Raw genomic sequence first — 24984 nt, forward strand, 5'->3', positions numbered from 1 at the left:
CTTGACCTTCTGAACCACGCGACCCAAGCACCATGCTGCCCTCCATCGAACAACGCCTCGCCCTCGAACTGTCCGCCAGACCAGCCCAGGTGGCCGCTGCCGTCGCTCTGCTCGACGAAGGCGCGACCGTCCCCTTCATCGCCCGCTACCGCAAGGAAGCCACCGGTGGGCTCGACGACATCCAGCTGCGCCTGCTGGAAGAGCGCCTGCGCTACCTGCGCGAACTCGAAGACCGGCGCGCGTCGATCATCGCCTCGATCACCGAGCAGAACAAGATGACGCCGGAGCTGATGCAGGCGATCGCACTGGCCGAAGACAAGACCCGTCTCGAAGACCTCTACCTGCCGTATAAACAGAAGCGCCGCACCAAGGCCCAGATCGCGATCGAAGCGGGCCTGGCGCCGCTGGCCGACGCCCTGCTGGCCGACCCGATGCTCAATCCCGACGAGGCAGCAGGCAGCTACCTGCGCGACGCCTTCACCAATGAAGACGGCGGCGCCAACCCGGGCGTGCCCGATGCGAAGGCGGCGCTCGACGGCGCGCGCCAGATCCTGATGGAGCGCTTCGCCGAAGACGCGGCGCTGCTGCAGGCCCTGCGCGACTACGTGCGCGAGCACGGCGTGGTCGAGTCCAAGGTCGTCGCCGGCAAGGAAGACGCGGGCGAGAAGTTCGCCGACTACTTCGATTATTCCGAGACCCTCTCCACCATCCCCTCACACCGCGCGCTGGCCCTGATGCGCGGCCGCCGCGAAGGCATGCTGGACGTGACCCTGCGCCTGGATACGGAAGCGGAGAAACCGAAATGGGATGCGCCGCACAACCCGTGCGAGAGCCGCATCTGCGCCGCTTTCGGCATCAAGGCGCTTGGGCGCCCGGCCGACAAATGGTTGCTGGACACCGCGCGCTGGACCTGGCGCGTGAAGAGCTTCATGTATATCGAGACCGAGCTGATGGGCGCGCTGCGCGAGAAGGCCGAACTCGATGCGATCCAGGTATTCGCCCGTAATTTGAAGGCGCTGCTGCTGGCGGCGCCGGCCGGCCCGCGCGCGACCATGGGCCTGGACCCGGGCCTGCGCACCGGCGTGAAAGTGGCGGTGGTAGACGCCACCGGCAAGGTGGTCGATACCGCCACGATTTATCCGCACCAGCCGCGCAACGACTGGGACGGCGCGCTGCACGTCCTCGGCCAGCTGGCCGCGAAGCACAATGTCTCGCTGGTCTCGATCGGCAACGGCACCGCCTCGCGCGAAACCGACAAGCTGGCGCAGGATCTCATTAAACAGCGTCCGGAACTGGGGCTCACCAAGATCGTCGTGTCCGAAGCCGGCGCCTCGGTCTATTCGGCCTCGGAATTCGCCTCGCGCGAACTGCCGGACCTCGACGTGTCGATCCGCGGCGCGGTCTCGATTGCGCGCCGCCTGCAAGACCCGCTGGCCGAACTGGTCAAGATCGACCCGAAATCGATCGGCGTTGGCCAGTACCAGCACGACGTGTCCCAGACCCAGCTCGCGCGTTCGCTCGATGCGGTGGTCGAGGATTGCGTGAACGCGGTGGGCGTGGACGTGAACACTGCCTCGGCGCCGCTGCTGGCGCGCGTCTCGGGCCTGTCCTCGAGCGTGGCGCAGAGCATCGTGTCCTACCGCGACATGAAGGGCGCGTTCACCTCGCGCGCGGCGCTCAAATCCGTGCCGCGCCTGGGCGACAAGACCTTCGAGCAGGCGGCCGGCTTCCTGCGCGTGATGAATGGCGAGAACCCGCTCGATGCCTCGGCGGTCCACCCGGAATCCTATCCGCTGGTGCAGAAGATCCTGCTGGACCTCAAGCGCGACATGAAGGCGGTGATCGGCGACAGCGCCCTGGTCAAGTCGCTCAACCCGGCGAAGTATGCGGACGAGAAGTTCGGGGTGCCGACCATCACCGACATCCTGAAGGAACTGGAAAAGCCGGGCCGCGACCCGCGCCCGGAATTCACCACCGCCACCTTTAAAGAAGGCGTGGAGGAGATCTCGGACCTGCGCCCGGACATGATCCTGGAAGGCGTCGTCACCAACGTCGCCGCGTTCGGTGCGTTCGTGGACATCGGCGTGCACCAGGATGGCCTGGTGCACATCTCGGCGCTGTCGAACACGTTTGTCAAAGACCCGCACACGGTGGTGAAAGCCGGCCAGGTGGTGAAGGTAAAAGTGCTGGAAGTGGACCCCAAGCGCAAGCGCATCGCGCTGACCATGCGCCTCACCGACTCGGCGCCGCAGGACGGCAGCAAGCCCGAACAGCGCGGCGACCGCGACGACAGCAAGCGTTTGGCCCAGCACCAGCAGCAGCGCCAGCGCCAGGACAAACCGGCGCCGGCGGCCGGCGGCGCGATGGCGGAAGCCTTCGCCAAGCTGCGCAAGTAAAACCCGTAGCGTGCAAGCGCGGCCTGCCGGGGCCGCGCGTCGGTCAGCTGTGCTTGATGAGCAGCCCGACCAGATAGACGCCCAGGCACGCGAAGCCGATCATCAGCATGCGCGCCTGCGGCATGGCCGGCGCGCCGGTCTTCTTGATGTACCAGGCGTCGCGCACCAGCAGGCCCGCATACGCGAGCGCCGCGATGCCGGAGATGATGTCGCCGGCGCTGCCGCGCGCGGCCCCACCGGCCAGGTTGATCATGCCCGGGATGCCGAGCAGGGCGGCGATGGCGAGGTTGGCGCCGGCGGAAGGAACGCGTTTGGGTGGCTGTTGCATGGCGAAGACCTGCGAATGAAAGGAATCCGCGCGATCATATCACCCGGCCGTGGACGCCCGGGCGCAGATGCCGGCCGCCTCGCAGAATCGTGCTAATTTTCACTATCAGCGACAGAATTGCCTTCCCCGGACTGGCCGCCAATGTCCGCCTGGCCGAATTCTTATAAAATGTCGCCATCTCACCCATTCTCACTGAAGGCAAACAACATGAGCGACGTTCAAACCTGGATCAAAGACACCGTGACCACCACCCCGGTCGTGCTCTTCATGAAAGGAACTGCCCAGTTCCCGCAATGCGGCTTTTCGGGCCGCGCCATCCAGATCCTGAAAGCCTGCGGCGTCGAGAATATCGCCACCGTCAATGTGCTGGACGATGCGGAAGTCCGCCAGGGCATCAAGGATTATTCGAACTGGCCGACCATCCCGCAACTGTACGTGCGCGGCGAATTCATCGGCGGCTCGGACATCATGAATGAAATGTTCGAATCGGGCGAACTGAAGACCCTGCTGAACAATGGCTGACCGTTTGCGCCGGATTATCGTCGCCATCACTGGCGCGACCGGCGCGACCTATGGCGTGCAGCTGCTCAAGCGCCTGCACGCCATGCCCGGCGTCGAAACTCACCTGGTGATTTCCGACGCCGCCACCCTTACCCTGCACCAGGAACTCGGCCTGCAGCGGCGCGATGCCGAAAGCCTGGCCGATGTCGTCCACCGCAACCGCGATATCGGCGCCTCGATCGCCAGCGGTTCGTTCCAGACCGACGGCATGATCATTGCACCCTGCTCGATGAAAACCCTGGCGGCCGTTGCCCATGGCCTGTCGGACAATCTCGTCACGCGTGCGGCGGATGTGATGCTCAAGGAAAGACGCAGGCTGGTGCTGATGGTGCGCGAAACGCCGTTCAACCTGGCGCATCTGCGCAATATGACGGCGGTGACGGAAATGGGCGGGATCGTGTTCCCGCCGCTGCCGAGCTTCTATCATCGCCCGGCGACCATCGAGGAGATGGTCGAACACACGGTCGACCGGGCGGTCGACCTGCTTGGGCTCGACAACACCCACGCCCCGCGCTGGGGCGGCATGAAAAGCGCGCCGGACGCCTGACCGGCTTACCGCTACGTCAGCGTTTGTCGCTGTCGAACGGGTCGTCGGCCTTCTTAGCCTCGCGCGCTTCTTCGATCATCCGCCGTTTGGCATTCCGTTGTCGCATCACTTCGGCATGGCGCGCCGCCGTCATCGGCGGGGCGGTCATGAGTTCCTTGAGCTGGGCGGTATTGGCGTAATTGTTTCGCATGCGGCAGCTGCTCCTTGACGTGACCAGTGGCGGCGGATCCGCTCGCCACTTGACTGATTATGACCCACTCCCGGCCGTTTGTGCGTTCCGGAAGTCACGAAAAGTGCATTTGCGAAACTATTTTTGCTCTGGCTTCTGGTGGTTCATGCGCACCAGCATCCGGATGAACTCGCGGGCGAGCTGGCGGTGATGTTCGTCGAGACGCTGCAAATCCGCGATCAGCTTCACGTCGGCGGACTCGAACCGGGCGCCGCCCCCGCCTTCGCTGCCTGCAGCCACGCTTTCGGCGCCGCCGAAGCGCAGCCAGTCGGCAGGCACGCCCAGCCACTGGGCAATCATGCGCAGTTTTTCCTGGGTCGGGATGGCTTCGCCCACCAGCCACTTACGCGCGGCATGGACGGTAATCGGGCGGCCTTCGAAGCGGATATTGAATTCCCTGGCGAGGCGGGTCGGGCTATCGGGCGAGTAGTGAGCGTTCTTCAGCGCCTGCTGCAGGCGCTCGCTGAAACTCTCCCGTTCATTGGATGAATTCATTGTGATACTTACAAATTAGAATCGGATGGCCTGGACGGCCGCGCTCCCTACTGCTGAGAAGCCTCGCGGATAATCATACCCTTAAAATTTAACAAAGATGTGATTATTTAATAGAATTCGCTTGTTTTATAAACAGCGAATCTCTCTCATTACGCAATCAAAGTAGAGAAAAATATATCCTACCGGAAATTTTATGACGATGCCGCACAATTCACGGCAATTTTGCCGCACATGACCCGGTATATGGATAGTGAATTGTTACAGAATTTGGAACCGAATCACGGCGTCCGCACCCTTGATCCGGCGCAGCACGCCGTCCTGCCAGAGCTGATGCAGGTGGGCCAGTGCCTCGCCCAGGGCGAAGCTCAGCTGATGGGCATCGAGTTGGCGCCGGAACATGATCGGCACGATATCGACCGCCGATTTCGGTTCGGCGCAAGCCGCCACCACTTCGGCCAGCCGCTCTGCATGGTGGTCACGCAGCTGGGCGATGCGGGTATGCAGGCCGCGGAAGGGTTTGCCGTGCGAAGGCAGGACCAAGGTGTCTTCTGGCAAGTTTGTGAAATTTTCCAAGGAATCCAGATACAACTGCAGCGGATTGCCTTCCGGCTCGACCGCGAAGACGGAGACATTCGTCGAAATACGCGGCAGCACCATATCGCCGGATATCAGGATATTCAATGTCTCTGAATACAAGGACGCATGCTCGGGCGAATGGCCGAAACCGGTGATCACGCGCCAATCGGTGCCGCCGATATCGACCCGGTCGCCGTCCTGCAGGCGGGTATAGGCTTCCGGCACGCTTGGCACCAGCGATGGATAGTAATTCTTGCGGCTCCGCATTTGCTCGAGCATCGAGGCATCGGTCAGGCCATGGCGCTCGAAGTGCGGAATGGCCGACGGGCCATCGACACCCGGCAAAGCCGCCGCCATCATGCGGGCAAACGCGAATTCGCCCGTGGTGGTCCAGAACGGCGCGTCGAAACGCTTGCTGAGCCAGCCGGACAGGCCGACGTGGTCAGGATGGCAATGGGTGGCGAACACGCGCAACAGCGGCGCGCCATCGAGCCCTTCGGCGAGCACCTGCTCCCAGGCGGCGCGGGTCGCGTCGGTGCCGGCCCCGCAATCGACCACGCTCCAGCCGCTGCGTCCCTCCCGCTCGTCTTTCAGCAACCACAAATTGATGTGATCCAGCGCAAACGGCAGCGGCATGCGGATCCACGCCAGCCCCGGCACGATCTCGTTCAGGACGCCGGGCTGGGGAATCGTGTCGCCATAAGGATAGGCCAGCTGGGCTTCGAGCGGGTTCATGGAAATCTTTCGTGTTCGTGGAAAGGCGGGCGCGCTACAATGTGTTTAACGTTAACGTAAACGGAAATGCGCCAAGCAGTGATTTTAAGCGATTCCGTGCTTTTGCTTCCTTTGCCCTTACCGCCCACCATGGTCACCTATACCATCGCCGAACTGGCGCGCGAATTCGACATCACCGCCCGCGCCATCCGTTTCTATGAAGACCAAGGACTGCTCAGCCCCATGCGCGAAGGCGTCGGCGGGCGCAACCGGGTCTACACCCCGCGCGACCGTACCCGCCTGAAGCTGACCCTGCGCGGCAAGCGCCTCGGCCTGACCCTGTCGGAAATCAAGAGCATCGTCGACATGTACGAATCGCCGCGCGACACCGTGGCCCAGATCGACCGCTTCCTCGGGGTGTTGGCCCACCAGCGCGTGACGCTGGAACAGCAGCGCGCCGATATCGAGATGGCGCTGGAAGAAATTGCCGCGCACGAGGAAGAATGCCGCCGCTTGCTGCTCGAGAGTACCGAGCGCCAGGACGCTGCCTGACACACACCGGGGCTGGTCCAGCCCCTTTTTGCCGCCTCCTGGTTGACGTTTACGTTAACGTAAGAGGCGAGTATGATTCACTCCACTATCTGCCCAACCCGTTCACGTGAGGACGACGACATGCTGCATCTCCCAGGCTTGACCTTTGACCATGGCGAAGACATCGCCGCGCTGCGCGAAGCAGTCCAACAGTTTGCAGCAGCCGAAATCGCGCCGCGCGCCGCGGAGATCGACCGCACCGACCAGTTCCCGATGGACCTGTGGAAGAAGATGGGCGAGCTCGGCCTGCTGGGCATCACCGTCAGCGAGGAATACGGCGGCGCCAACATGGGCTATCTGGCGCACATCATCGCGATGGAAGAAATCTCGCGCGCGTCGGCCTCGGTCGGCCTGTCCTATGGCGCCCATTCGAACCTGTGCGTCAACCAGATCAAGCGCAACGGCACCGAAGAGCAGAAGCAGAAATACCTGCCCAAGCTGATCTCGGGCGAGCACATCGGCGCGCTGGCCATGTCCGAGCCGAATGCCGGTTCCGACGTCGTCAGCATGAAGCTCAAGGCCGAACTCAAGGGCGATCGCTACGTGCTCAACGGCACCAAGATGTGGATCACCAACGGCCCCGACGCCGACACCCTGGTGGTCTACGCCAAGACCGACCTGGAAGCCGGCCCGCGCGGCATGACCGCCTTCCTGATCGAAAAAGGCTTTAAAGGTTTCTCGATCGCGCAAAAGCTCGACAAGCTGGGCATGCGCGGCTCGCACACGGGCGAACTGGTGTTCCAGGATTGCGAAGTGCCGGTCGAGAACGTGCTGGGCGGCCTGGGCAAGGGCGTGAACGTGCTGATGTCGGGCCTGGACTTCGAGCGCACCGTGCTGTCGGGCGGTCCGCTGGGCATCATGTCGGCCTGCATGGATTCGGTGGTGCCTTATATCCACGAGCGCAAGCAGTTCGGCCAGGCCATCGGCGAGTTCCAGCTCATGCAGGGCAAGATCGCCGACATGTATTCGACCATGATGGCTTGCCGCGCCTACGTGTATGCCGTCGGCCAGGCCTGCGACCGCGCGGATAACGCCGCCGCCGTGCGCGCCCTGCGCAAGGACGCCGCCGGCGCGATTCTTTATTCGGCTGAAAAGGCGACCTGGATGGCGGGCGAAGCGATCCAGACCCTGGGCGGCAACGGCTACATCAACGAATACCCGGTCGGCCGCCTGTGGCGCGACGCCAAGCTGTACGAGATCGGCGCGGGCACCAGCGAGATCCGCCGCATGCTGATCGGGCGTGAGCTGTTTGGCGAGACGATGTAAGGCATTTCAATGGCGTATGCCGTTCGTAGGGTGGTCGGCTTTGCCGACCGCGCGTTCAACGATAACCGGCATATAGATAACGCATCGGCTGGATGAACGCGCGGTCGGGAGGACCCGACCACCCTACATTGCTAGAATGTCCGCTTTCCCAGCCCGCGCGCGAGACGAACGATGACCAGCCAAGCGTTCCCCAAACTGCTGTCTTCCCAGATCGCCTTCGACATCGCGCGCACCATCCTGGATGGCTTCGACAAGCATTACCGCCTGTTCCGCCAGGCCAGCCAGCAGGCCAAGCGCTATTTCGAGACGGCCGACTGGGGCACCGCGCAACAGGCGGCGCGCGAGCGCATCGATTACTACGACCAGCGGGTGCAGGAATGCGTGCACGTGCTCGAGGACGAGTACGCCGCCGAGGAACTCACCGACCTGGTCTGGCGCGAAACCAAGCTGCACTATATCGGCCTGCTCTCGGGCCACAAGCAGCCGGAACTGGCCGAAACCTTCTTCAATTCGGTCAGCTGCATCATTTTGCACCGCAGCTATTACCATAACGACTATATCTTCGTGCGCCCGGTGATCTCCACCGAGTACATCGAGACTGACGAGCTGCAGCCGACCTACCGCGTGTATTACCCGGCGGCGGACGGCCTGCGCTGCGCGCTCAAGCGCGTCGTCACCAATTTCCAGCTGAACGTCCCGTTCGCCGACCTCGACCGCGATGCCGCGCAGGTCGAAGCGCGCATGATCGAAGCTTTCGGGCTCGACCAGGCCGAGCCGAATCTGCAGCTGCAAGTGCTGTCGAGCCCTTTCTTTCGCAACAAGGGCGCGTATATCGTCGGCCGCGCCATCAATGGCCCGCGCGACTACCCCTTCGTGATCCCGGTGCTGCACAACCGGGAGCAGCGGCTGGTACTCGACACGGTGCTGACCGACGTGTATCACATCACCCTGCTCTTCAGCTTCACCCGTGCCTACTTTTTGGTAGACATGGAAGTGCCGTCGGCGTTCGTGGGCTTTTTACGCAGCCTGATGCCGCGCAAGCCGCGCAGCGAAATCTACACGGTGCTGGGCCTGCAGAAGCAGGGCAAGACCCTGTTCTACCGCGACTACCTGCAGCACCTCAAGCACAGCTCGGATCGCTTCCAGATCGCGCCCGGCATCCGCGGGCTGGTGATGCTGGTGTTCGAGCTGCCGTCCTTCCCCTATGTGTTCAAGGTGATCAAGGATTTCTATCCGCCGCCGAAGGACACCACGCGCGCGCTGGTCAAGGAAAAATACCTCTTGGTGAAGCACCACGACCGCGTGGGGCGCATGGCGGATACCCTCGAATATTCCGACGTCGCCTTTCCGCTGGCGCGCTTTTCGGAAGAGCTGCTGGCCGAGCTGCAGCAATTCGCGCCCTCGCTGGTCGAGATCGAAGGCGAGCGGATTATCGTGCGCCACCTGTATATCGAGCGCCGCATGGTGCCGCTGAATATCTATCTCGGCAATGCGCAGGAACAGGGCAATGAAGAACGCATCGAGCACGGCGTGGTCGAATATGGCAATGCGATCAAGGACCTGGTCGCGGCGAATATCTTCCCGGGCGACATGCTGTACAAAAATTTCGGCGTCACCCGCCATGGCCGCGTCGTGTTTTATGATTACGATGAAATCGAATATTTAACCGACTGCCAGTTCCGCGATATTCCGCAAGCGCGCAACGAAGAAGACGAGATGTCGGCCGAGCCCTGGTACCCGATCGGCAAGCACGACGTCTTCCCGGAACAATTCGGCCGCTTCCTGCTTGGAAATCCCAGGATCCGTCACTACTTTATGAAACACCACGCGGATTTGCTCACCCGCGATTACTGGCAGTCCCACAAGGACCGTATCCTGGCGGGCGTCGTCGACGACGTCTTCCCGTATCCGCAGCAGATCCGCTTTTGCCATTCCCAGGCTATCCCCACCCCGGCGCCGCAGCATTCACCTGCACAGCCAACCCTTTTGGAGAACACACACCATGAATGATCCAGTCGTTATCGTTGGCGCCGCCCGTACCCCGATGGGTGCCTTCCAGGGCGATTTCTCGTCGAAGTCGGCGAGCGACCTCGGCGCGGTGGCGATCAAGGCCGCGGTGGAACGCGCCGGCGTCGCAGCCGACAGCGTCGAACACGTCTACTTCGGCAACTGCCTGATGGCCGGCCAGGGCCAGGCCCCGGCGCGCCAGGCGCTGATCAAGGCCGGCCTGCCGATGTCGGTCGGCGCCGTCACCCTCTCGAAAATGTGCGGCTCGGCGATGCAGGCCGCGATCTTCGCCCACGACCAGCTGGTCGCCGGCAGCGCCGACATCGTCGTCGCGGGCGGCATGGAGTCGATGACCAACGCGCCCTACCTGATCCCGAAGGCGCGCGGCGGCTACCGCATCGGCCATGCGCCGATGTTCGACCACATGATGCTCGACGGCCTGGAAGACGCCTACTCGCGCAACGAGAAGACCGGCGAAGGCCGTTCGATGGGCACCTTCGCCGAAGAATGCGTCGCCACTTACCAGTTCTCGCGCGAAGAGCAGGACAACTTCGCGATTGAATCGGTCAAGCGTGCCCAGGCCGCCAACAACGAAGGCTGGTTCAACTGGGAAGTCGCGCCGGTCTCCGTCGCCACCCGCACCGGCGAACTGGTGATCGAGAAGGACGAAGGCCCGATGAAGGCCAAGGTCGACAAGATCCCGTCGCTCAAGCCTGCCTTCAAGAAGGACGGCACCGTGACCGCCGCCTCGTCCTCGTCGATCAACGACGGCGCCGCCGCCCTGGTGATGATGCGCGAATCGAAAGCGAAAGAACTGGGCCTGACCCCGATCGCCCGCGTGATCGGCCACGCCACCTTCGCCCAGGAGCCGAACCTGTTCACCACCGCCCCGATCGGCGCGATGCAAAAGCTCTTCAAGAAGACCGGCTGGACTGCTGCCGACGTCGACCTGTTCGAGATCAACGAGGCCTTCGCCGCGGTGCCGATGGCGGCCATGCGCGACCTCGGCATCCCGCACAACAAGGTCAACATCCACGGCGGCGCCTGCGCGCTGGGCCACCCGATCGGCGCCTCGGGCGCGCGCATCATCGTGACCCTGCTGGGCGCGCTCAAGCGCACCGGCGGCAAGCGCGGCGTGGCGTCGCTGTGCATCGGTGGCGGTGAAGCGACTGCGATGGCGATCGAGCTGGTTTAAACACGGAATGTGGTTAATGGGGGCATATTTGCCAGATTAACCACGAATCGTAGGGTGGTCGGGTCCCCCGACCGCGCGTTCAACCGGAACACGCGTATTGGCATAGCATGCGATTGAACGCGCGGTCGGCACAGCCGACCACCCTACAAATGACAAGGAGCCTGTCATGCCCACTGCCCTGATCCTCGGCGCCTCGCGCGGCATCGGCCGCGAGATGGTGCGCCAGTACCGTCTTGATGGCTGGCGCGTGATCGCCACCGCCCGCAAGCAGGAAGACTGCGACGCACTCGCGCAGATGGGCGCCGAAGCCCACCAGCTCGACGTGCTCGATGCCGACTCGATCGCCGCACTGGCCTGGCGGCTCGACGACGAACAGGTCGACGCGGCCTGGCTGGTCGCCGGCGTCTATGGCCCGCCGCATACGAGCTTCCCGACCGGTCCCGAATTCGACACCGTCATGCACACCAATGTGCTGTCCGCAATGCGCCTGATCCCGGTCGTGGCGCCGCTGGTGGCCAATGCGCGCGGCAAGCTGGCGGTGCTGTCCTCCAAAATGGGCTCGATCGGCGCGCGCCACAGCACCGAAGGCACGCTCTACCGCGCCAGCAAGGCCGCGCTCAATTCGGTGCTGGCCGACGCCGCCATCACATATGGCGCGCAAGGCGTGACCTGCGTTGCCTTCCATCCGGGCTGGGTCCAGACCGACATGGGCGGAGCAGGCGCGCCCTTGAACGTCGAACAAAGCGTGAGCGACCTGCGCGCCACGCTGGCGAGGCTCGACGCGTCCAGCAACGGCAGCTTCCTGAACCACGACGGCGAACCGATTCCCTGGTAAGCCGCACATCCCATAACAAGACAACGAGACAAGATGATACTGAGCGAAGAACACCAGATGATCCGCGACGCCCTGCGCAGCTTTTCGCAGGAGCGCCTGGCCCCCGGCGCCGCCCGCCGCGACAAGGAACACAGCTTCCCGAAAGAAGAGCTGAAGGAACTGGCCGCATTGGGCGCCTTCGGCGTCGCGGTGCCGGAACAATATGGCGGCGCGGGCCTCGACTACGTGTCGCTGGCGCTGGTGCTGGAAGAAATCGCGGCCGGCGACGGCGGCACCTCGACCATCATCTCGGTCAACAACTGCCCGGTCTGCAGCATCGCCATGATGTATGCGAACGACGAACAAAAAGAGCGCTTCCTGCGCCCACTGGCGCAAGGCGACATGCTGGGCGCCTTCGCGCTCACCGAGCCGCACACCGGCAGCGATGCCTCCGCCTTGCGCACCACGGCGGTACGCGACGGCGATGATTACGTCATCAACGGCACCAAGCAGTTCATCACCAGCGGCAAATACGGCGACGTGGCCATCGTCATGGCCGTAACAAGCAAGGCGGCCGGCAAGAAGGGCATCAGCGCCTTCTGGGTGCCGACCAATACGCCCGGCTACATCGTCGCCGGCATCGAAGAAAAGATGGGCCAGCATTCGTCCGACACCGCGCAGATCCTGTTCGAGAACTGCCGCGTCCCGGCGAAAAACCTGATCGGCAACGAGGGCATGGGCTACAAGATCGCCCTGTCGGGCCTCGAGGGCGGCCGCATCGGCATCGCCTCGCAGTCGGTCGGCATGGCGCGCGCCGCGTACGAGGCGGCGCTGGCGTATTCGAAAGACCGCGAGAGCTTCGGCAAGCCGATCTTCGAGCACCAGTCGGTGCAGTTCCGCCTGGCCGAGATGGCGATGCAGATCGAGGCGGCGCGCCAGCTGATCCTGCACGCGGCGTCGATGAAGGATGCCGGCCTGCCCTGCCTGAAGGAAGCCGCGATGGCCAAGCTGTTCGCCTCCGAGATGGCCGAGCGCGTGGTGTCGAATGCGATGCAGGTATTCGGCGGCTACGGCTATGTGGCCGACTTCCCGGTCGAGCGCATCTACCGCGACGTGCGCGTGTGCCAGATCTACGAAGGCACCAGCGACATCCAGAAGATCCTGATCGCGCGCGCACTGTGATCGCCATCCGTCCGGCGACCGCCGGCGACCTGCCGGCGCTGTTCGCCTACCTGGGCGAGCAGCTGGCCGAGAATGGCCGCGACGGCGTCCTGTTCCAGCCGATGGAGCCGACCGACGCCGGCGTGCCGCCGGCGATGCAGGAACGCTTTGCAAGCGGCGTGGCGACACCTGCCGGAGAACCGGGCTGGCGCCATGTCTGGATCGCGCTCGACGCGGCGGGCGCGATCGCCGGGCATATCGACCTGCGCGGCTACCTTGACACGGCGTCCAGCCACCGCACCCTGCTCGGCATGGGCGTGCGCCACGACCAGCGCCGCGCGGGCCTGGGCACGCGGCTGGTGCAGGAGGCCCTGGCCTGGGCCCGCAGCATGCCGACCCTCGACTGGGTCGACCTGGAAGTGATGTCGCAGAACCACAAGGCCCGTGGGCTCTATGTGCGCACCGGCTTTCACGTCACCGGCGAAGTGCCCGACCTGTACCGCATCCGGGGCGTGCCGGTCGGCGCCGTGTCGATGAGCCTGCGCCTGGAACGGGCTTAGTCCGGGGAAGCGAACTTGCGGTTGTCGCCCTTGCGCCGCACGTCGTAGAAAATGCGCGAGGTGCCGAAGCACGAGGCGTGCGACCAGCGCTTGCCCGGATTGATGCCGAAGGTCGCGCCGCAAGTCCATTTGCCCTTGGTCGTGAAGAAGCACATCTTTGCCTCGACCGTATGGTCGCATCCGTTCGTGATCGCGGCCGAAATGCCTTCCTTGCAGTTCGGGTCGCGGCCGAAGGTCGGCGCCGACACGCAGCTGCGCGGATCGTCTCCGATCTGGGCGCGCTCTTGCTCAGGCGCGCGCGCCGGCTCACGCGCAGGCAGCGCTGCGGGGGGACTGGCGCTCGGGGTCCATGCCTGGGCCGGCATGGCCCGCGCTGCCACCTTCTCCGGCTTCTCCGGCTTCGCCGCCACCGCGCGTGCCTGCGTCCTGGCGTTGCCGGCCGGGGCCTGGGCTACCGGTGCATCGTCGCGGTGGTTGCCGGCGATGTATTCCTTGGCCCGCTGTTCGCGCTTGGCGATCTCGGCCTGGCGCGCGTAGTGATTCGCTTGCAGTTGCTGCGCCCGGCGCAGGTTGGCGTTCGAGCGCTCGATGTTGACGTTGTTCTGCGCAGTCTCCTTGGCAAAGGTATCGCTGAACTGCCGCAGCGCCGCGGCCAGCCTGCGCTGCTCCTCCTGGCGTTCTTCGGCATCGGCCGCATCCTGCGCTGCCTTGGCCTGCTTCGATGCATCGGCCGCGGCGTGGTAGTCCTCGGCCATTTGCAGCAGCTCGCGCTGGCGGGCAGGGGTCCATTTGATGGGGCTGATCGGGTAGTACTGGAACTCTTCCGCACCATTGATCGCCTTGTTGTCCGCCGACAAAGGCGAGAACAGCGGCAGGCCGTTGCGCTTCCAGTGGGCGCCTTCGTACACCAGGCGGGCGCCGTTCTTGCGGTATTGGCGCAGCGCGACGGCATCACCCTCGAGCGGGAACTTGATGAAGACTTCCTCGCCGATCACCCGCCCTTCACGGTTCACCACTTCGTAGTTGTACGGCGCCACGCAACTGGTGACCTCGACCTGCTTGGCGGAAAAGGCGCCATTGGCGGCCGGCGTGATCACCCAATCGGTGACCTTGGTAAAGCGATAGGTGCCGTTACAGATGTAGGTTCGTCCATCGGTGAGTGCGCGCTCTTCCATCGTGGTGTAGGCGGCGCCCAGCGCGGCCGGCTTGCGCGCACCGGCCTGCGCCGCCTTTTGCGCCAGGAAGGCCTCGACCTCGGCTGCGGTGAAGTGGGCATAGGTATCGACCGGGACGGTCGCGCAGCCGGCGATGGCGAGGACGGCGGCAAACGAGGCTAGCTGCCGCCCGATGGCGGCAAGCTGTGTGAGGAAGTTCATGTGTAGGGAATAAATGTGGACCAACAGACAAGTGTACTTACCAAAAGACAATATGTCTATGTGCCAAGTTAGTTCAATATCGCTTTGTTGGATGGCGCCAACGCCCATAGAATAGGCATTTCCTATTCTCGCCACTTCCAGCATGCCCGCATTCCGCCCAGCCCTGCCCCTGCTCTTCTCCCTGTGCCTGACCGGCGCCGCCCAGGCTGCCGAACCGGCTGCCTACATCGGTAAAGCGGACTGCCGCATCGCGGCGGTCATGCCGCGTCCGGCGGGCGACGCCATCTCGTGGAGCGGCGCCTGCAAGGACGGTTACGCCGAGGGCCGGGGCGTGCTCGAATGGCGCGTGCCCGGCGAGGGCAAGCGCAAGCTGGAAGCGAACCTGGTGCGCGGCGACGTCGCGGGCGAAGGCAGCTTGAGCTACCGCGACGGCAGCTACACCGGCACGTTCAGGCAGGGCCTGCCGCACGGCGCCGGCTTCTTCAAGCATACCAATGGCGACGGAATGTACGAGGGCGGCGTCGTCGACGGGATGCGCGAAGGCGTGGGGGAGCATGTCGCGCCGGACCGGTCGACCTACGCAGGCGAATGGAAGGCCGGCAAGCGCCACGGGCAGGGCAAGGCCGTGTTCGCGCTGGGCGGCAGCTACGAAGGGCAATGGGCCAACGACCGCTTCCACGGCCAGGGCAAAATCACCTATGCCGGCAGCGGCCGCGTCGCCAGCGGCGAATTCCGCAACGGGTATCTCGTAAGCACCGCGCCGTCCCACGCAGGCGTGTCGGAAGACCGCTTTGCGATCAAGGACGGCAAGGGCCTTGGATCGATGCTGCGCATGGACCGTGTCATTGGCACCGTCCCTTACGATGCCTCCTGGGAGCAGCTCACCGAGCAGCAAAAGAACGTGGTGCGCGAAGACTACCCGGGCCTGGCGCCGGGCGACGAGCCGCCCTATCCGCTCAAGGGCACGCGCGCGATGTACACAGCCATCGCCAACGTCTACAAGAAGTTCACCGACTTCCAGGGCGAGCTGACGCTCTATACCTTGATCGGCAAGGATGGCGTGCCGAAAAATGCGACGATGATCGGCGCTCCGCACCCGGAACTGGGGCGCTATGTGGGCATGGTCGCGATGACGCAGCGCTTCAAGCCCGGCATCTGCGACGGCAGCCCGTGCGAACTCATTTACCCAGTCAAGTTCCGCTTCACAGCCGAGTAAGACCCGGGCGGTTCAGGACACCGCGGCTTCCAGCAGCGTCACGCTCTGCGCCGCGGTATCGAGCCTGGCGCGCACGCCGATCGGCAGCGTGAACTGGTTGCGGATATGGCCGATCGAGTAGCCCGTCACCGCCGGTATCGTCAGGCGGTTCAGGTGCTGGGCGAACGTGTCGTCCAGCGTCAGCGAAGGCCGGTCAGGCTCGGGCTTGCAGTCTTCGCAAATGCCGACGATCACCGCCGCGGCATTGGCCAGCCCCACCGACAAATCGAGCTGGGTCAGCCAGCGGTCCAGCCGGTAGGGCGCTTCGTCGACTTCTTCGAGGAACAGCAAACTGTCGCGGAAGTTCGCCGCATATGGCGTGCCGGCGAGCGCCGCCACCAGCGACAGGTTGCCGCCCATGAGCGGCCCGGTCGCCACGCCCGCGGTGACGGTGCGGATGCCGTAATGCGGCTCGGCCTGGGCGCGCAGCGCGTTCTCCGGGGCCATCGGGATCGTGTAGGGCGCGCGCGGATCGGTGAGCACGGCCATCATGTGCTCGCGCGAATAGTCCGACAGCGTCGACGAGGCTACCGGGCCGTGGAAGGTTACCAGGCCGGTCTTGTTGTAGATGGCCAGGTGCAGCGCCGTGATGTCCGAGTAGCCAAGCAGGATTTTGGGGTTGCGGCGGATGAGGCCATAGTCCAGGTTCGCCAGCAGCGAAATGCAGCCGGAGCCGCCGCGGATCGGCCAGATCATCTTCACTTCCGGATCGGCGAACATCGCCTGCAGGTCGGCCAGGCGCTGCTGCACCGAGCCGGCGTAGTTGCCGTGCGCGGCCCGCAGGTAAGTACCCACTTTCACGCGCAGGCCCAGCGCTTCGATGTTGCGGACCGCCTTGTCGATGGAACGCTCGTTGGTGTAGCCACCGGGGGCGATCAGGCCGACCAGGTCGCCGGTGCGCAGGCGCGGGGGTTTGATGAGCTTTTTGGTGGGGCGGCGCGGTGCCGCGCCAGCCAGGCAGGGAAAGCTGGCGGCGATGCCTGCTGCGGTGAGGACGCCGAAGCCGCGCCGGGTGATAGTCATGCGAGGACCGCTAAACAGTTATCGTGCCGAGGTGACTGGGAAGTATGAACGCTGCCACTGTTCATGCCATCCACCCCAAAGAAAAACGGCCCGCGCCGCGAAAGGCTTGCGCCTCCCTCGACAGCGGGCCGCCATAAACGGTCAACTTAGAAGAACTTGTAGGTCGCCATCAGGGTGAACGAGCGGCCGCGCGGGTCGGCCACGCGTGGCTCCCACGAGCTGCCGGCGCCGGTGTTGCCGTCGTAGGTGATCGCGAACGGTGGATCTTCGTCGAAGATGTTCTTCACGCCCGCGGTCAGCGTCAGGTTCTTGAAGCCGGTGTAGTTCGCGCTCAGGTTGAAGATCGAATAATCGTCCACTTTCGGATTGTAGTTGGACGGCTTCACCAGGCCATTGGCGACACCCGGCAGCACCTGGTCGTCGTAACCCGAACGGTAGATGTTCTGGAACAGGCCGCTCCAGTTGCCGTACTTGTAGGTCACATAGGCGCTGTGCTTCCACTTCAGGCCCAGGTCGCCGGTGAAGGTGAAGCGGCCCACTTCGCTCTTGCCGAATTGGGCATTGGTGGTGGCGCGCGACTTCTTCTCCAGCAGGCGCGAACCGTCCATGCCCACGGTCCAGATTGCACCGGTGCTGAACTTGCCGTTGAAGCGGGCACCCAGCTCGAGGCCGCGGGTGGTGCGCTCGCCGGCGTTGACCCAGCGCTGGTCGATGAAGGCGATGTTGCCCGCCGCGTCGCGGATGAAGTTCTCCGAGAACAGGTTGTAGTTCGCCACCATGGTCGCGGTGTTGAACGAATCGATGGTGTTCTGCTTGCGCACTTCCCAGATGTCGGCATTGGCCGAGAACCAGTTGAACGGCTCGATCACGACGCCGACGGTGCCCTGCTTCGCAGTTTCCGGACCCAGGTTCGATTTACCACCGGTGTAGATGTTCGGGGTGATCGCTTCGCAGCCAGGCTTGGTCGCGTCGACCAGGCCGGTCGGGCACCTGGACGGATCGACCAGGTCCTTGCCGGCGTACGGCGACTCGGTGATGCCGTTGTACAGCTGGTTGAACGACGGGGCGCGGAAGCCTTCGTTGTACGAGCCGCGGAACAGCAGCTGCGGGATCGGCTGGTAGCGGAACGAGATCTTCGGGTTGGTGGTGCTGCCGATGCCGCTGTAGTGGTCGCGGCGGATCGCCAGCGTCACGTCCAGGTTGGTGATCACCGGGATCAGCAGCTCGGCGTAGACGGCCTTGATGTCGCGGTGCACGCCATCCAGCGCATTCGGATCGTCGAAGGGCGCATTCAGGATCGCCGGGCGGGCACCCGCTGCGCGCTTGTCGCCGTTGAACTTGTACTCTTCGCGACGCAGGTCGAAGCCGACCGCGCCCATCACGGTGCCGGCCGGAAGGTTGAACAGCTCGCCCGAGAGCGCGCCGTCGACCTGGCTCAGGATGGTCTTGCCGCCGTACATGATGACGCCGGCGGCCGAGGTGCTCTTGATCAGGTCGATCGCTTCCTGCGACTGTTGCTGGCCCGGCAGCAGGAAGGGGTTGATCTTGCCGGTGCCCAGCGCGTTGGCCAGGGCGACGGTGTAGTTGTAGCCCGTGCCCAGCAGCGACTCCGATTCGCTGAAGGCGCGCGAGACGCCGGTGCGGTAGTCGAAACGCTTGCCGAACAGGTTGACCGGGCCGTCGGCGCCGATCAGCAGGCGCGCGGCCTTCGATTCGGTGACGATCTCGCGGTTGCCGCACTCCATGCAGCGCCAGCGGTAGGCGATCGGCAGGCCGTAGTTGGCCGAGATGCTCGGGAACACCTTGACCAGTGCGTTGTACACGGTGTCGTAGGCGGCGCCGGTGCGCGGATAGAACGAGCTGGCCGGGAAGGTGGTGGTGCCCGGCGAAATCTGGTTCGGCGAGAAGCGCTTGGCCACTTCGACGTTCGAGCCCACGGCTTCGACGAAGAACTGGTGCTCGCCCGACTGGAAGGTGGCGCGCGCCAGCGCATTGCTGCTCTTGACCGGCTGCTGCAGCACGGCAGCGCGGCCGGTGTCCCAGGCGCAGCCATAGGCGGCGCCGGCGCTGTTCCACAGCTTCTCGTCGTACGGCCCCATGCCGTCGATGCTGGCGCAGCCAGGGCCGCCCGGCAGGTCGAGGATGCTGATGCCGTTATAGGTGGTGGTGCCGCCGCCCGGGATGGTCGGGCCGGTGCCGGTGCGCGACAGAAGCGATGGGCCGACGGTGGTGGCGAACACGTTGCCGCTTGGCGAACCGCGGGTATCCACCGACACGCCGCGGTCCGGCTGGAAGGTGTTCACGAAGTCGCGCTGGTCGCCGCGCAGGGCCTTGTTTTCGCGGTGCGAGAAGGTGGCCAGCACGTTCCATCCGTCGCTATCCAGGTCGCCCCAGCCGCCGGTGAGCGAAGCGCGGCCGATCTCGCTGCCGCCCGCCTCGGTGACGTCGACGAAGCCCTGGGCTTCCAGGCCCTTGTAGTTCTTTTTCAGGATGAAGTTGATGACGCCGCCGATTGCATCGGTGCCGTAGATCGCGGAAGCGCCGTCCTTCAGCACTTCGACGCGGTCGACCGCCGACATCGGGATCGAGTTCAGGTCGACTGCCGAACCCTTCATGCCGTGCGTCGCGATGCGGCGGCCGTTGAGCAGCACCAAGGTCGAGTCGGCGCCCTGGCCGCGCAGGTTGGCCGACGAAGCGCCGTTGTTGCCGCGCTGGGCGCCGGAGGTGACGTCGGCGTTCGAGGCCAGGTTGTCGGAACCGTTGCCATTGATGTTCAGGGTCGCGATCAGCTGCTCGGCACTGACGATGCCCTGGTCTTCAAGCTGCTTGCGCGAGATGATCTCGAGGGGCAGTGCGCCTTCCTTGGCAATACGTTTGATGCTACTGCCGGTGATCTCGACACGCTGGATTTTGCCGGTGACCGGGACGTCCTGGGCCATTGCAGGGCCGACTATGCCGATCAGGGCGATCAAATGGGCAAGCTTCTTTAACTTCACGCGTTTCTCCTAACGTTTTCCCTGGGCGGCCGGGGAGTCAACACCGGCTCGTATATGTGTAATGTCTTGGCATTACGTTATTTTTTCAATTTCAGGGTACGCCGGGTTATTTGGCGCTATCCAATGAAATATCTGGCGGCCAGTATAACTAACAGGAATGTTTTATTTGGGAAAAACTCACGAAATCTAGCGCCTGGCCCGGGAGGACCGTGCTCTTTGCGCAACATCGACATCCAGATAGCGCCACTGCGTAAATTCAACCGGATGGCGTTTGTAGTTTTTCAACCACGGATGGCGCAGGTCCCCCGACAGCACATGGGTCAACGGCACCCACGGGTTCCACGCGTGGATCAGCTGGTTCATCTCGAGATACAGCTTCTGGCGCTCCGGCCCATCCTTCAATGCACGCGCTTTTTCATAGCGCTCGTTATAGGCCGGCAGGTTGAAGCGCGAGTAATTCGCGCGCCCGGCGTTCGGCCCATACAGCAGCTGATAAAAATTGTCGCCGTCCGGGAAGTCGGCGATCCAGTTACTTTCGAACATCTGGACCGTGCCCAGGCGCGAGGCCTTGATGATCTCGGTCTTCTTGTCCGACTTGAAGGTGACACGCAGGCCGATCGCGTTCAGACATTTGCGCCACAGTTCGTCGCGCAGGCGTCCGCCCACGGTCGCTTCGCTGTGCATGGTGAGGGTGAGCGGGCGGTTGTCCGGCGTGCGCCTGAACCCGTCCGGATCGCGCCGGTGGTAGCCGTGGCGGTCGAGCAGCGCGTTCGCCAGCGCCGGGTCGTAGGGCACCGGGCTGCGGTAGGCCGGGTCGTAACCGAGCACGTTCGGCGGCAGCGGCGACTCGGCCTTGATCGCGAAGCCTTTTTTCAGCAGCGCGATGTCCTCGGCATTGTTGTAGGCCATCGAGATCGCGCGGCGCAGCGCCAGCTTGTCCTTGCCGTAGCCGCCGATGACCGGGTCGGTCATGTTCATCCACATGTAATAGGTCTGCAGCACCGGGAAGCGCGACAGCACGATGCCGCGCGCCGCCAGTTCGGGCTTCAGTTGGCCGTCCCGCACCACCATGTCGGTCATCGACTCGGGAATCTGCTCGAGATAATCGTATTCGGCATTCAGGAAGCCGAGCATGCGGCCCTGGAATTCCTCGGCGATGCGCACCTCGACGCGGTCCACGCGCGGCAGGCGCTTGCCGTTCAATGCCGCGGCGATGGCTTTATCCTCTGGGTTGTCGCCGGGCGTGGCCTGGAATATGGCGCTCGAATAGGGGTTGGCCGCCAGGATGATGCGGTCGCTGCGCTTCCACTCCTTGATCATGAAGGGGCCGGTGCCGACCGGGTGGTTGCCCGCCTGGCCCGGATAGGCCTCGATCACTTCACGCGCCACCACGCCGGTGGCGGTGGTGGCCAGGTAAAACAGGAAGTTGTTGTCCGGGGCGCTCAAGCGGATGCGGAGCAGGTAGCGCTCCGGGGCCTGCAGGCCGGCGATGGGCGCGTCAATGTTGAAGTTCTTGCGCAGCGCTTCGTCGCCCGCGAGCTTGCCCTCGAACATATAAGCCCAGGGCGACTTGAGCGCCGGGTTGTACAGGCGCTTGATGCTGTAGACGTAGTCCTGCGCCGTCATCTCGCGTTTTATCCCCTTGAAGGCCGGGTCGGGGGTGAAGTAGATGCCGGGGCGGAGGCGGAAAGTGTAGGTCAGGCCGTCCGCGCTGATCTCCGGCATGGCCGTGGCGGTATTCGGGCGCAGCTTTGCGGGCCGCGCCAGGTAGTCGTAGCGCAGCAGCGGGTCGAACAGGTTTTCCAGCAGCGAGAGCGTGGCGTTGTCCGAGGCGGAGGCCGGGTCCAGGCCGGTCTCGCTGGTGGACAGGAACATGTGCAGGACTTTTTCCTGCGCCTGCGCGGGCCGGACCGGGGATTGCGCGGCGGCGCCTCCCGCGCACAGCAGAGAGGACAGGAGGGCGGCGGTCAGGAGTTTCATGGTCGAAGGCGTGTGGGAAGCGTTGCGTATCATATGCGCGCCCTGTTTGCGGGAGCAATAGGCATAACTTTTTCACATGGCGCGGATGCATTCTTTCATCTGTGCAGCTTATTCCCGGCCTATACTCTCGCTGCACAATCGAACGGTATCTCAGCGGCAGCGAACTCATGGCACTCAATTACATCTGGACCGGTTTCTTCCTCGTCGGCTTCATCGCGGCACTCGCGCAATGGCTGTTCATGGGCGACACCGAAATCTTCAAGCGCATCATCGACGGCACCTTCGACGCGGCCAAGCTGGCGGTGATGGACATCGCCCTGCCGCTGGCCGGCGTCATGACTTTCTGGCTCGGGATCATGAACGTCGGCGAAAAGGCCGGCCTGATCCAGCGCTTCGCCCACCTGATCGCGCCCTTCTTCTCGCGCATCTTCCCGGGCGTGCCGCGCGACCATCCGGCCAACGGCCACATGGTGATGAACTTCTCGGCCAACATGCTGGGCCTGGACAATGCCGCCACGCCCTTCGGCCTGAAGGCCATGGAAAGCCTGCAGTCGCTCAACCCGACCAAGGACGAAGCGACCGACGCCCAGTTGATGTTCCTGGTGATCCAGACCTCGGGCCTGACCATCATCCCGCTGGCCGTGATGGCGCAGCGCGCCGTGCTGGGCGCGGCCAACCCGGCCGACATCTTCATCCCGACCCTGATCGCGACCTATACCGCGACCATCGCCAGCATCATCCTGGTCGGCCTGCGCCAGCGCATCAACCTGCTCCACCCGGTGGTCTTCGCCTGGATCGGCGGGACCGCCGCGCTGATCGCCTCGATGGTCTTCAGCTTCACGTATTTCCTCGACAAGGCCGAGATCCAGATGGTCTCGAGCGTAATCGCCAACCTGGTGCTGTTTTCGGTGATTGCCGCCTTCATGACGGCCGCCCTGCGGAAAAAGGTCAACGTGTTCGAGACCTTCATCGAAGGCGCCAAGGCCGGCGTCGAAACCTCGATCAAGATCATTCCCTACCTGGTCGGCATGATCGTGGCGATCAGCGTGGTGCGCAACTCGGGCGTGCTGGGCCTGATCGTGAGCGGCTTCGCCTGGGTCTTCAATGCACTCGGCCTGCAGACCGATTTCGTCGGCGCCCTGCCAACCGCGCTGATGAAATCCCTGTCGGGCAGCGGCGCGCGCGCCATGATGATCGATGCGATCAAGACCTATGGGGTGGACTCGTTCGTCGGCCGCCTGGCCAGCATCCTGCAGGGCGCATCCGACACCACCTTCTACATCATCGCCCTGTATTTCGGCTCGGTCGGCATCCGCAAGACCCGGTATGCGGTCAGCTACGGCCTGCTGGCCGACCTGATCGGCATCATTGCCGCCATCTTCGTCGCCTATCTCTTCTTCGGTTAAAGGATTGCCATGCTGCGTCGCCTGAGTCTCGCCACCGCCCTCTTTGCCATCCTGGGCGCTGCCCAAGCCCAGCTGCCGGCGCCGATCGCGCAGGTGATGGCCCAGCAGGGCCTGCCGGAAGAGTCACTGGGCGTGATGGTGCTCAAGGGCGATGCGGTCGTGCTCGCGCACGGGGCGGCCAAGGCGATGCAGCCGGCATCGACGATGAAGCTGGTAACCACCCTGGCCAGCCTGGAGCGCCTCGGACCGGCGTTTCGCGGCCGTACCGAATTGCGCACCACGGGCACGATCGACAAGGGCGTCCTGCGCGGGAACCTGATTCTGAAAGGCGGGGCGGACGCGGACCTGTCCGGCGAAGACCTCGAGACCATGCTGCGCGCCCTGCACTACCAGGGCATCCGCCGCATCGAGGGCGACCTGGTGCTGGACCGCCAGCTGTTCCAGCCCGCGCGCATGGACGTGGGCCTCCCGCCTTTCGACGAGTCGCCCGAGGCGTATTACAACGTCATTCCCGATGCGCTGCTGGTCAACAAGAACATGCTGCAGCTCGACATGCGCTCGACGAACAAAGCGCTCAAGCTGCAGATGCAGCCGGCGCTGGACCGCGTGACAATCGGCTCGGACATGACGCTCATTGAGGCCGACTGCTCCAAATGGGAAGACGGCTGGAAGCTGCCGGAAGCCGTGCGCCGGAAGGATGGCCGCATCAAGGTGGTCCTGCACGGAACCTTCCCGAAAGATTGCGCCCGCAGCTACAGCATCAACGTGCTCGATCGCGACGACTACATCGACCGCCTGTTCCGCCAGAAGTGGAAGGAACTGGGCGGCAAATTCAGCGGCAAGGTGGTCGATGGCGTGGCGCCCCCGGGATCGACCCTGCTGGCCGAGCACACCTCGCGCATGCTGCCAGAGCTGGTGCGCGACACGAACAAGCCCTCCGACAACCTGCTGGCGCGCACCCTGTTCCTGAGCCTGGGCAGCCTGCAGGCCGATCCGGCGGCCGGCAGCTTCGCCGTTCCCGCCAACGGCGAACCTACCGTGGCGCGCGCTGACGCGGCCGTGCGCGAATGGATGCGCGGTCACCGCATCGACGATGCCGGTTTCGTGATCGAGAACGGCTCGGGCCTGTCGCGCAGCGAGCGCATCTCGGCGCAGCAGATGGCGTATCTGCTGCAGGCCGGCCTGCGCAGCAACTGGGCGCCCGAATTCCAGTCCAGCATGCCGATCGCCGCCATCGACGGCACCCTGCGCCGGCGGCTGCACGGCACCGCGGCTGCGGGGCGTGCGCGCTTGAAAACCGGGACGCTGCGCAACGTGGTGGCGCTGGCCGGTTATGTGCCGGATGCGAACGGGGTGCAGAACGTGTTCGTGGCGATGGTCAATAGCGAACAGGCGGGCAATGGGCGCGGGCGCGCGGTGGTGGAGGCGCTGGTGGAGTGGGTGGCGCGCTCGGGTGGTGTTTCGGCAGTGGCGGCGCCTGCGGCGCCGTGAAATGATGGTGGCTGCGT

Annotated in this window: 21 protein-coding genes; 13 read left to right on the top strand and 8 right to left on the bottom strand. The window is 64.3% G+C overall.

What is annotated here, in order from left to right; all coding sequences use genetic code 11:
• Positions 1-32 precede the first annotated feature (32 nt).
• Positions 33-2396, top strand: a complete 2364-nt coding sequence (locus tag AC56LR_RS07825; RefSeq protein WP_497129270.1) for a Tex family protein — start codon at positions 33-35, stop codon at positions 2394-2396.
• A gap of 43 nt (positions 2397-2439) precedes the next feature.
• On the opposite strand, the gene AC56LR_RS07830 is transcribed toward AC56LR_RS07825, so the two are convergent.
• Positions 2440-2724: a hypothetical protein gene (locus AC56LR_RS07830; RefSeq protein ID WP_497129272.1), complete on the bottom strand. Its 285-nt coding sequence runs from the start codon at positions 2722-2724 to the stop codon at positions 2440-2442.
• 207 nt (positions 2725-2931) lie between these two features.
• Between AC56LR_RS07830 and grxD the strand changes: the two genes are divergently transcribed.
• Positions 2932-3246, top strand: a complete 315-nt coding sequence (grxD, locus tag AC56LR_RS07835; protein WP_497129274.1) for a Grx4 family monothiol glutaredoxin — start codon at positions 2932-2934, stop codon at positions 3244-3246.
• Positions 3239-3832, top strand: coding sequence for a UbiX family flavin prenyltransferase (locus AC56LR_RS07840; protein ID WP_497129276.1), 594 nt, complete (start codon positions 3239-3241; stop codon positions 3830-3832). Before grxD ends, AC56LR_RS07840 begins: the two co-directional genes overlap by 8 nt.
• Before the next feature lie 16 nt (positions 3833-3848).
• Here the strand turns inward: AC56LR_RS07840 and AC56LR_RS07845 are convergent, their stop codons facing one another.
• The 3 genes from AC56LR_RS07845 to AC56LR_RS07855 form a co-directional block, all read right to left on the bottom strand.
• Positions 3849-4022 carry a hypothetical protein gene (locus AC56LR_RS07845; protein WP_171087040.1) on the bottom strand — a complete coding sequence of 58 codons (174 nt, stop codon included), beginning with the start codon at positions 4020-4022 and terminating at the stop codon, positions 3849-3851.
• A 117-nt stretch (positions 4023-4139) separates the two neighbouring features.
• Positions 4140-4556, bottom strand: coding sequence for a hypothetical protein (locus tag AC56LR_RS07850; protein ID WP_497129278.1), 417 nt, complete (start codon positions 4554-4556; stop codon positions 4140-4142).
• Positions 4557-4814: 258 nt separating this feature from the next.
• Positions 4815-5867, bottom strand: a complete 1053-nt coding sequence (locus tag AC56LR_RS07855) for an MBL fold metallo-hydrolase (RefSeq protein WP_497129280.1) — start codon at positions 5865-5867, stop codon at positions 4815-4817.
• Between the two features lie 129 nt (positions 5868-5996).
• On the opposite strand from AC56LR_RS07855, the gene AC56LR_RS07860 reads away from it, so the two are divergent.
• From AC56LR_RS07860 to AC56LR_RS07890, 7 genes are all read left to right on the top strand, one after another.
• Positions 5997-6398, top strand: a complete 402-nt coding sequence (locus AC56LR_RS07860) for a MerR family transcriptional regulator (RefSeq protein ID WP_489874838.1) — start codon at positions 5997-5999, stop codon at positions 6396-6398.
• A gap of 120 nt (positions 6399-6518) precedes the next feature.
• Entirely contained in the window at positions 6519-7703 is a 1185-nt protein-coding gene (locus AC56LR_RS07865; RefSeq protein ID WP_497129283.1) for an isovaleryl-CoA dehydrogenase, read from the top strand.
• Between the two features lie 171 nt (positions 7704-7874).
• Positions 7875-9713 carry a bifunctional isocitrate dehydrogenase kinase/phosphatase gene (gene aceK / locus AC56LR_RS07870; protein WP_497129285.1) on the top strand — a complete coding sequence of 613 codons (1839 nt, stop codon included), beginning with the start codon at positions 7875-7877 and terminating at the stop codon, positions 9711-9713.
• Positions 9706-10905 carry an acetyl-CoA C-acyltransferase gene (locus tag AC56LR_RS07875; RefSeq protein ID WP_497129287.1) on the top strand — a complete coding sequence of 400 codons (1200 nt, stop codon included), beginning with the start codon at positions 9706-9708 and terminating at the stop codon, positions 10903-10905. The genes aceK and AC56LR_RS07875 overlap by 8 nt, the downstream gene beginning before the upstream one ends.
• 166 nt (positions 10906-11071) lie before the next feature.
• On the top strand, positions 11072-11740 hold the full coding sequence (locus tag AC56LR_RS07880; protein ID WP_497129289.1) for an SDR family oxidoreductase: 669 nt from the start codon (positions 11072-11074) through the stop codon (positions 11738-11740).
• A 33-nt stretch (positions 11741-11773) separates the two neighbouring features.
• The gene (locus tag AC56LR_RS07885) at positions 11774-12901 is read left to right on the top strand and encodes an acyl-CoA dehydrogenase family protein (protein WP_497129290.1); all 1128 of its coding nucleotides are present in this window, start codon (positions 11774-11776) and stop codon (positions 12899-12901) included.
• Positions 12898-13440 (top strand): GNAT family N-acetyltransferase, encoded by a 543-nt coding sequence (locus tag AC56LR_RS07890; RefSeq protein ID WP_497129291.1) that lies wholly within the window; start codon positions 12898-12900, stop codon positions 13438-13440. The genes AC56LR_RS07885 and AC56LR_RS07890 overlap by 4 nt, the downstream gene beginning before the upstream one ends.
• Here the strand turns inward: AC56LR_RS07890 and AC56LR_RS07895 are convergent.
• Positions 13437-14816, bottom strand: a complete 1380-nt coding sequence (locus tag AC56LR_RS07895) for a hypothetical protein (protein ID WP_497129292.1) — start codon at positions 14814-14816, stop codon at positions 13437-13439. The two genes, AC56LR_RS07890 and AC56LR_RS07895, sit on opposite strands and share 4 nt — an antisense overlap.
• Positions 14817-14958: 142 nt before the next feature.
• Here AC56LR_RS07895 and AC56LR_RS07900 point away from each other — a divergent pair, with 142 nt between their 5' ends.
• Positions 14959-16032, top strand: coding sequence for a hypothetical protein (locus AC56LR_RS07900; RefSeq protein ID WP_497129293.1), 1074 nt, complete (start codon positions 14959-14961; stop codon positions 16030-16032).
• 12 nt (positions 16033-16044) lie between these two features.
• Here the strand turns inward: AC56LR_RS07900 and AC56LR_RS07905 are convergent, their stop codons facing one another.
• The 3 genes from AC56LR_RS07905 to AC56LR_RS07915 all read right to left on the bottom strand — a co-directional run bounded on the left by AC56LR_RS07905 (position 16045) and on the right by AC56LR_RS07915 (position 22070).
• Positions 16045-17094, bottom strand: coding sequence for a S66 peptidase family protein (locus AC56LR_RS07905; RefSeq protein ID WP_497129294.1), 1050 nt, complete (start codon positions 17092-17094; stop codon positions 16045-16047).
• Between the two features lie 146 nt (positions 17095-17240).
• A complete protein-coding gene (locus AC56LR_RS07910; protein WP_497129295.1) occupies positions 17241-20090 on the bottom strand; it encodes a TonB-dependent receptor domain-containing protein in 2850 nt (949 codons plus the stop codon).
• A 186-nt stretch (positions 20091-20276) separates the two neighbouring features.
• Positions 20277-22070, bottom strand: coding sequence for an ABC transporter substrate-binding protein (locus AC56LR_RS07915; protein ID WP_497129296.1), 1794 nt, complete (start codon positions 22068-22070; stop codon positions 20277-20279).
• 167 nt (positions 22071-22237) lie between these two features.
• On the opposite strand from AC56LR_RS07915, the gene AC56LR_RS07920 reads away from it, so the two are divergent.
• Positions 22238-23476, top strand: coding sequence for a nucleoside recognition domain-containing protein (locus AC56LR_RS07920; RefSeq protein WP_497129297.1), 1239 nt, complete (start codon positions 22238-22240; stop codon positions 23474-23476).
• Positions 23477-23485: 9 nt separating this feature from the next.
• Positions 23486-24967 (top strand): D-alanyl-D-alanine carboxypeptidase/D-alanyl-D-alanine endopeptidase, encoded by a 1482-nt coding sequence (dacB, locus tag AC56LR_RS07925; RefSeq protein ID WP_497129298.1) that lies wholly within the window; start codon positions 23486-23488, stop codon positions 24965-24967.
• The last annotated feature ends 17 nt before the right edge of the window (positions 24968-24984 follow it).

This window comes from Telluria sp. ZT3P39, assembly GCF_059685935.1.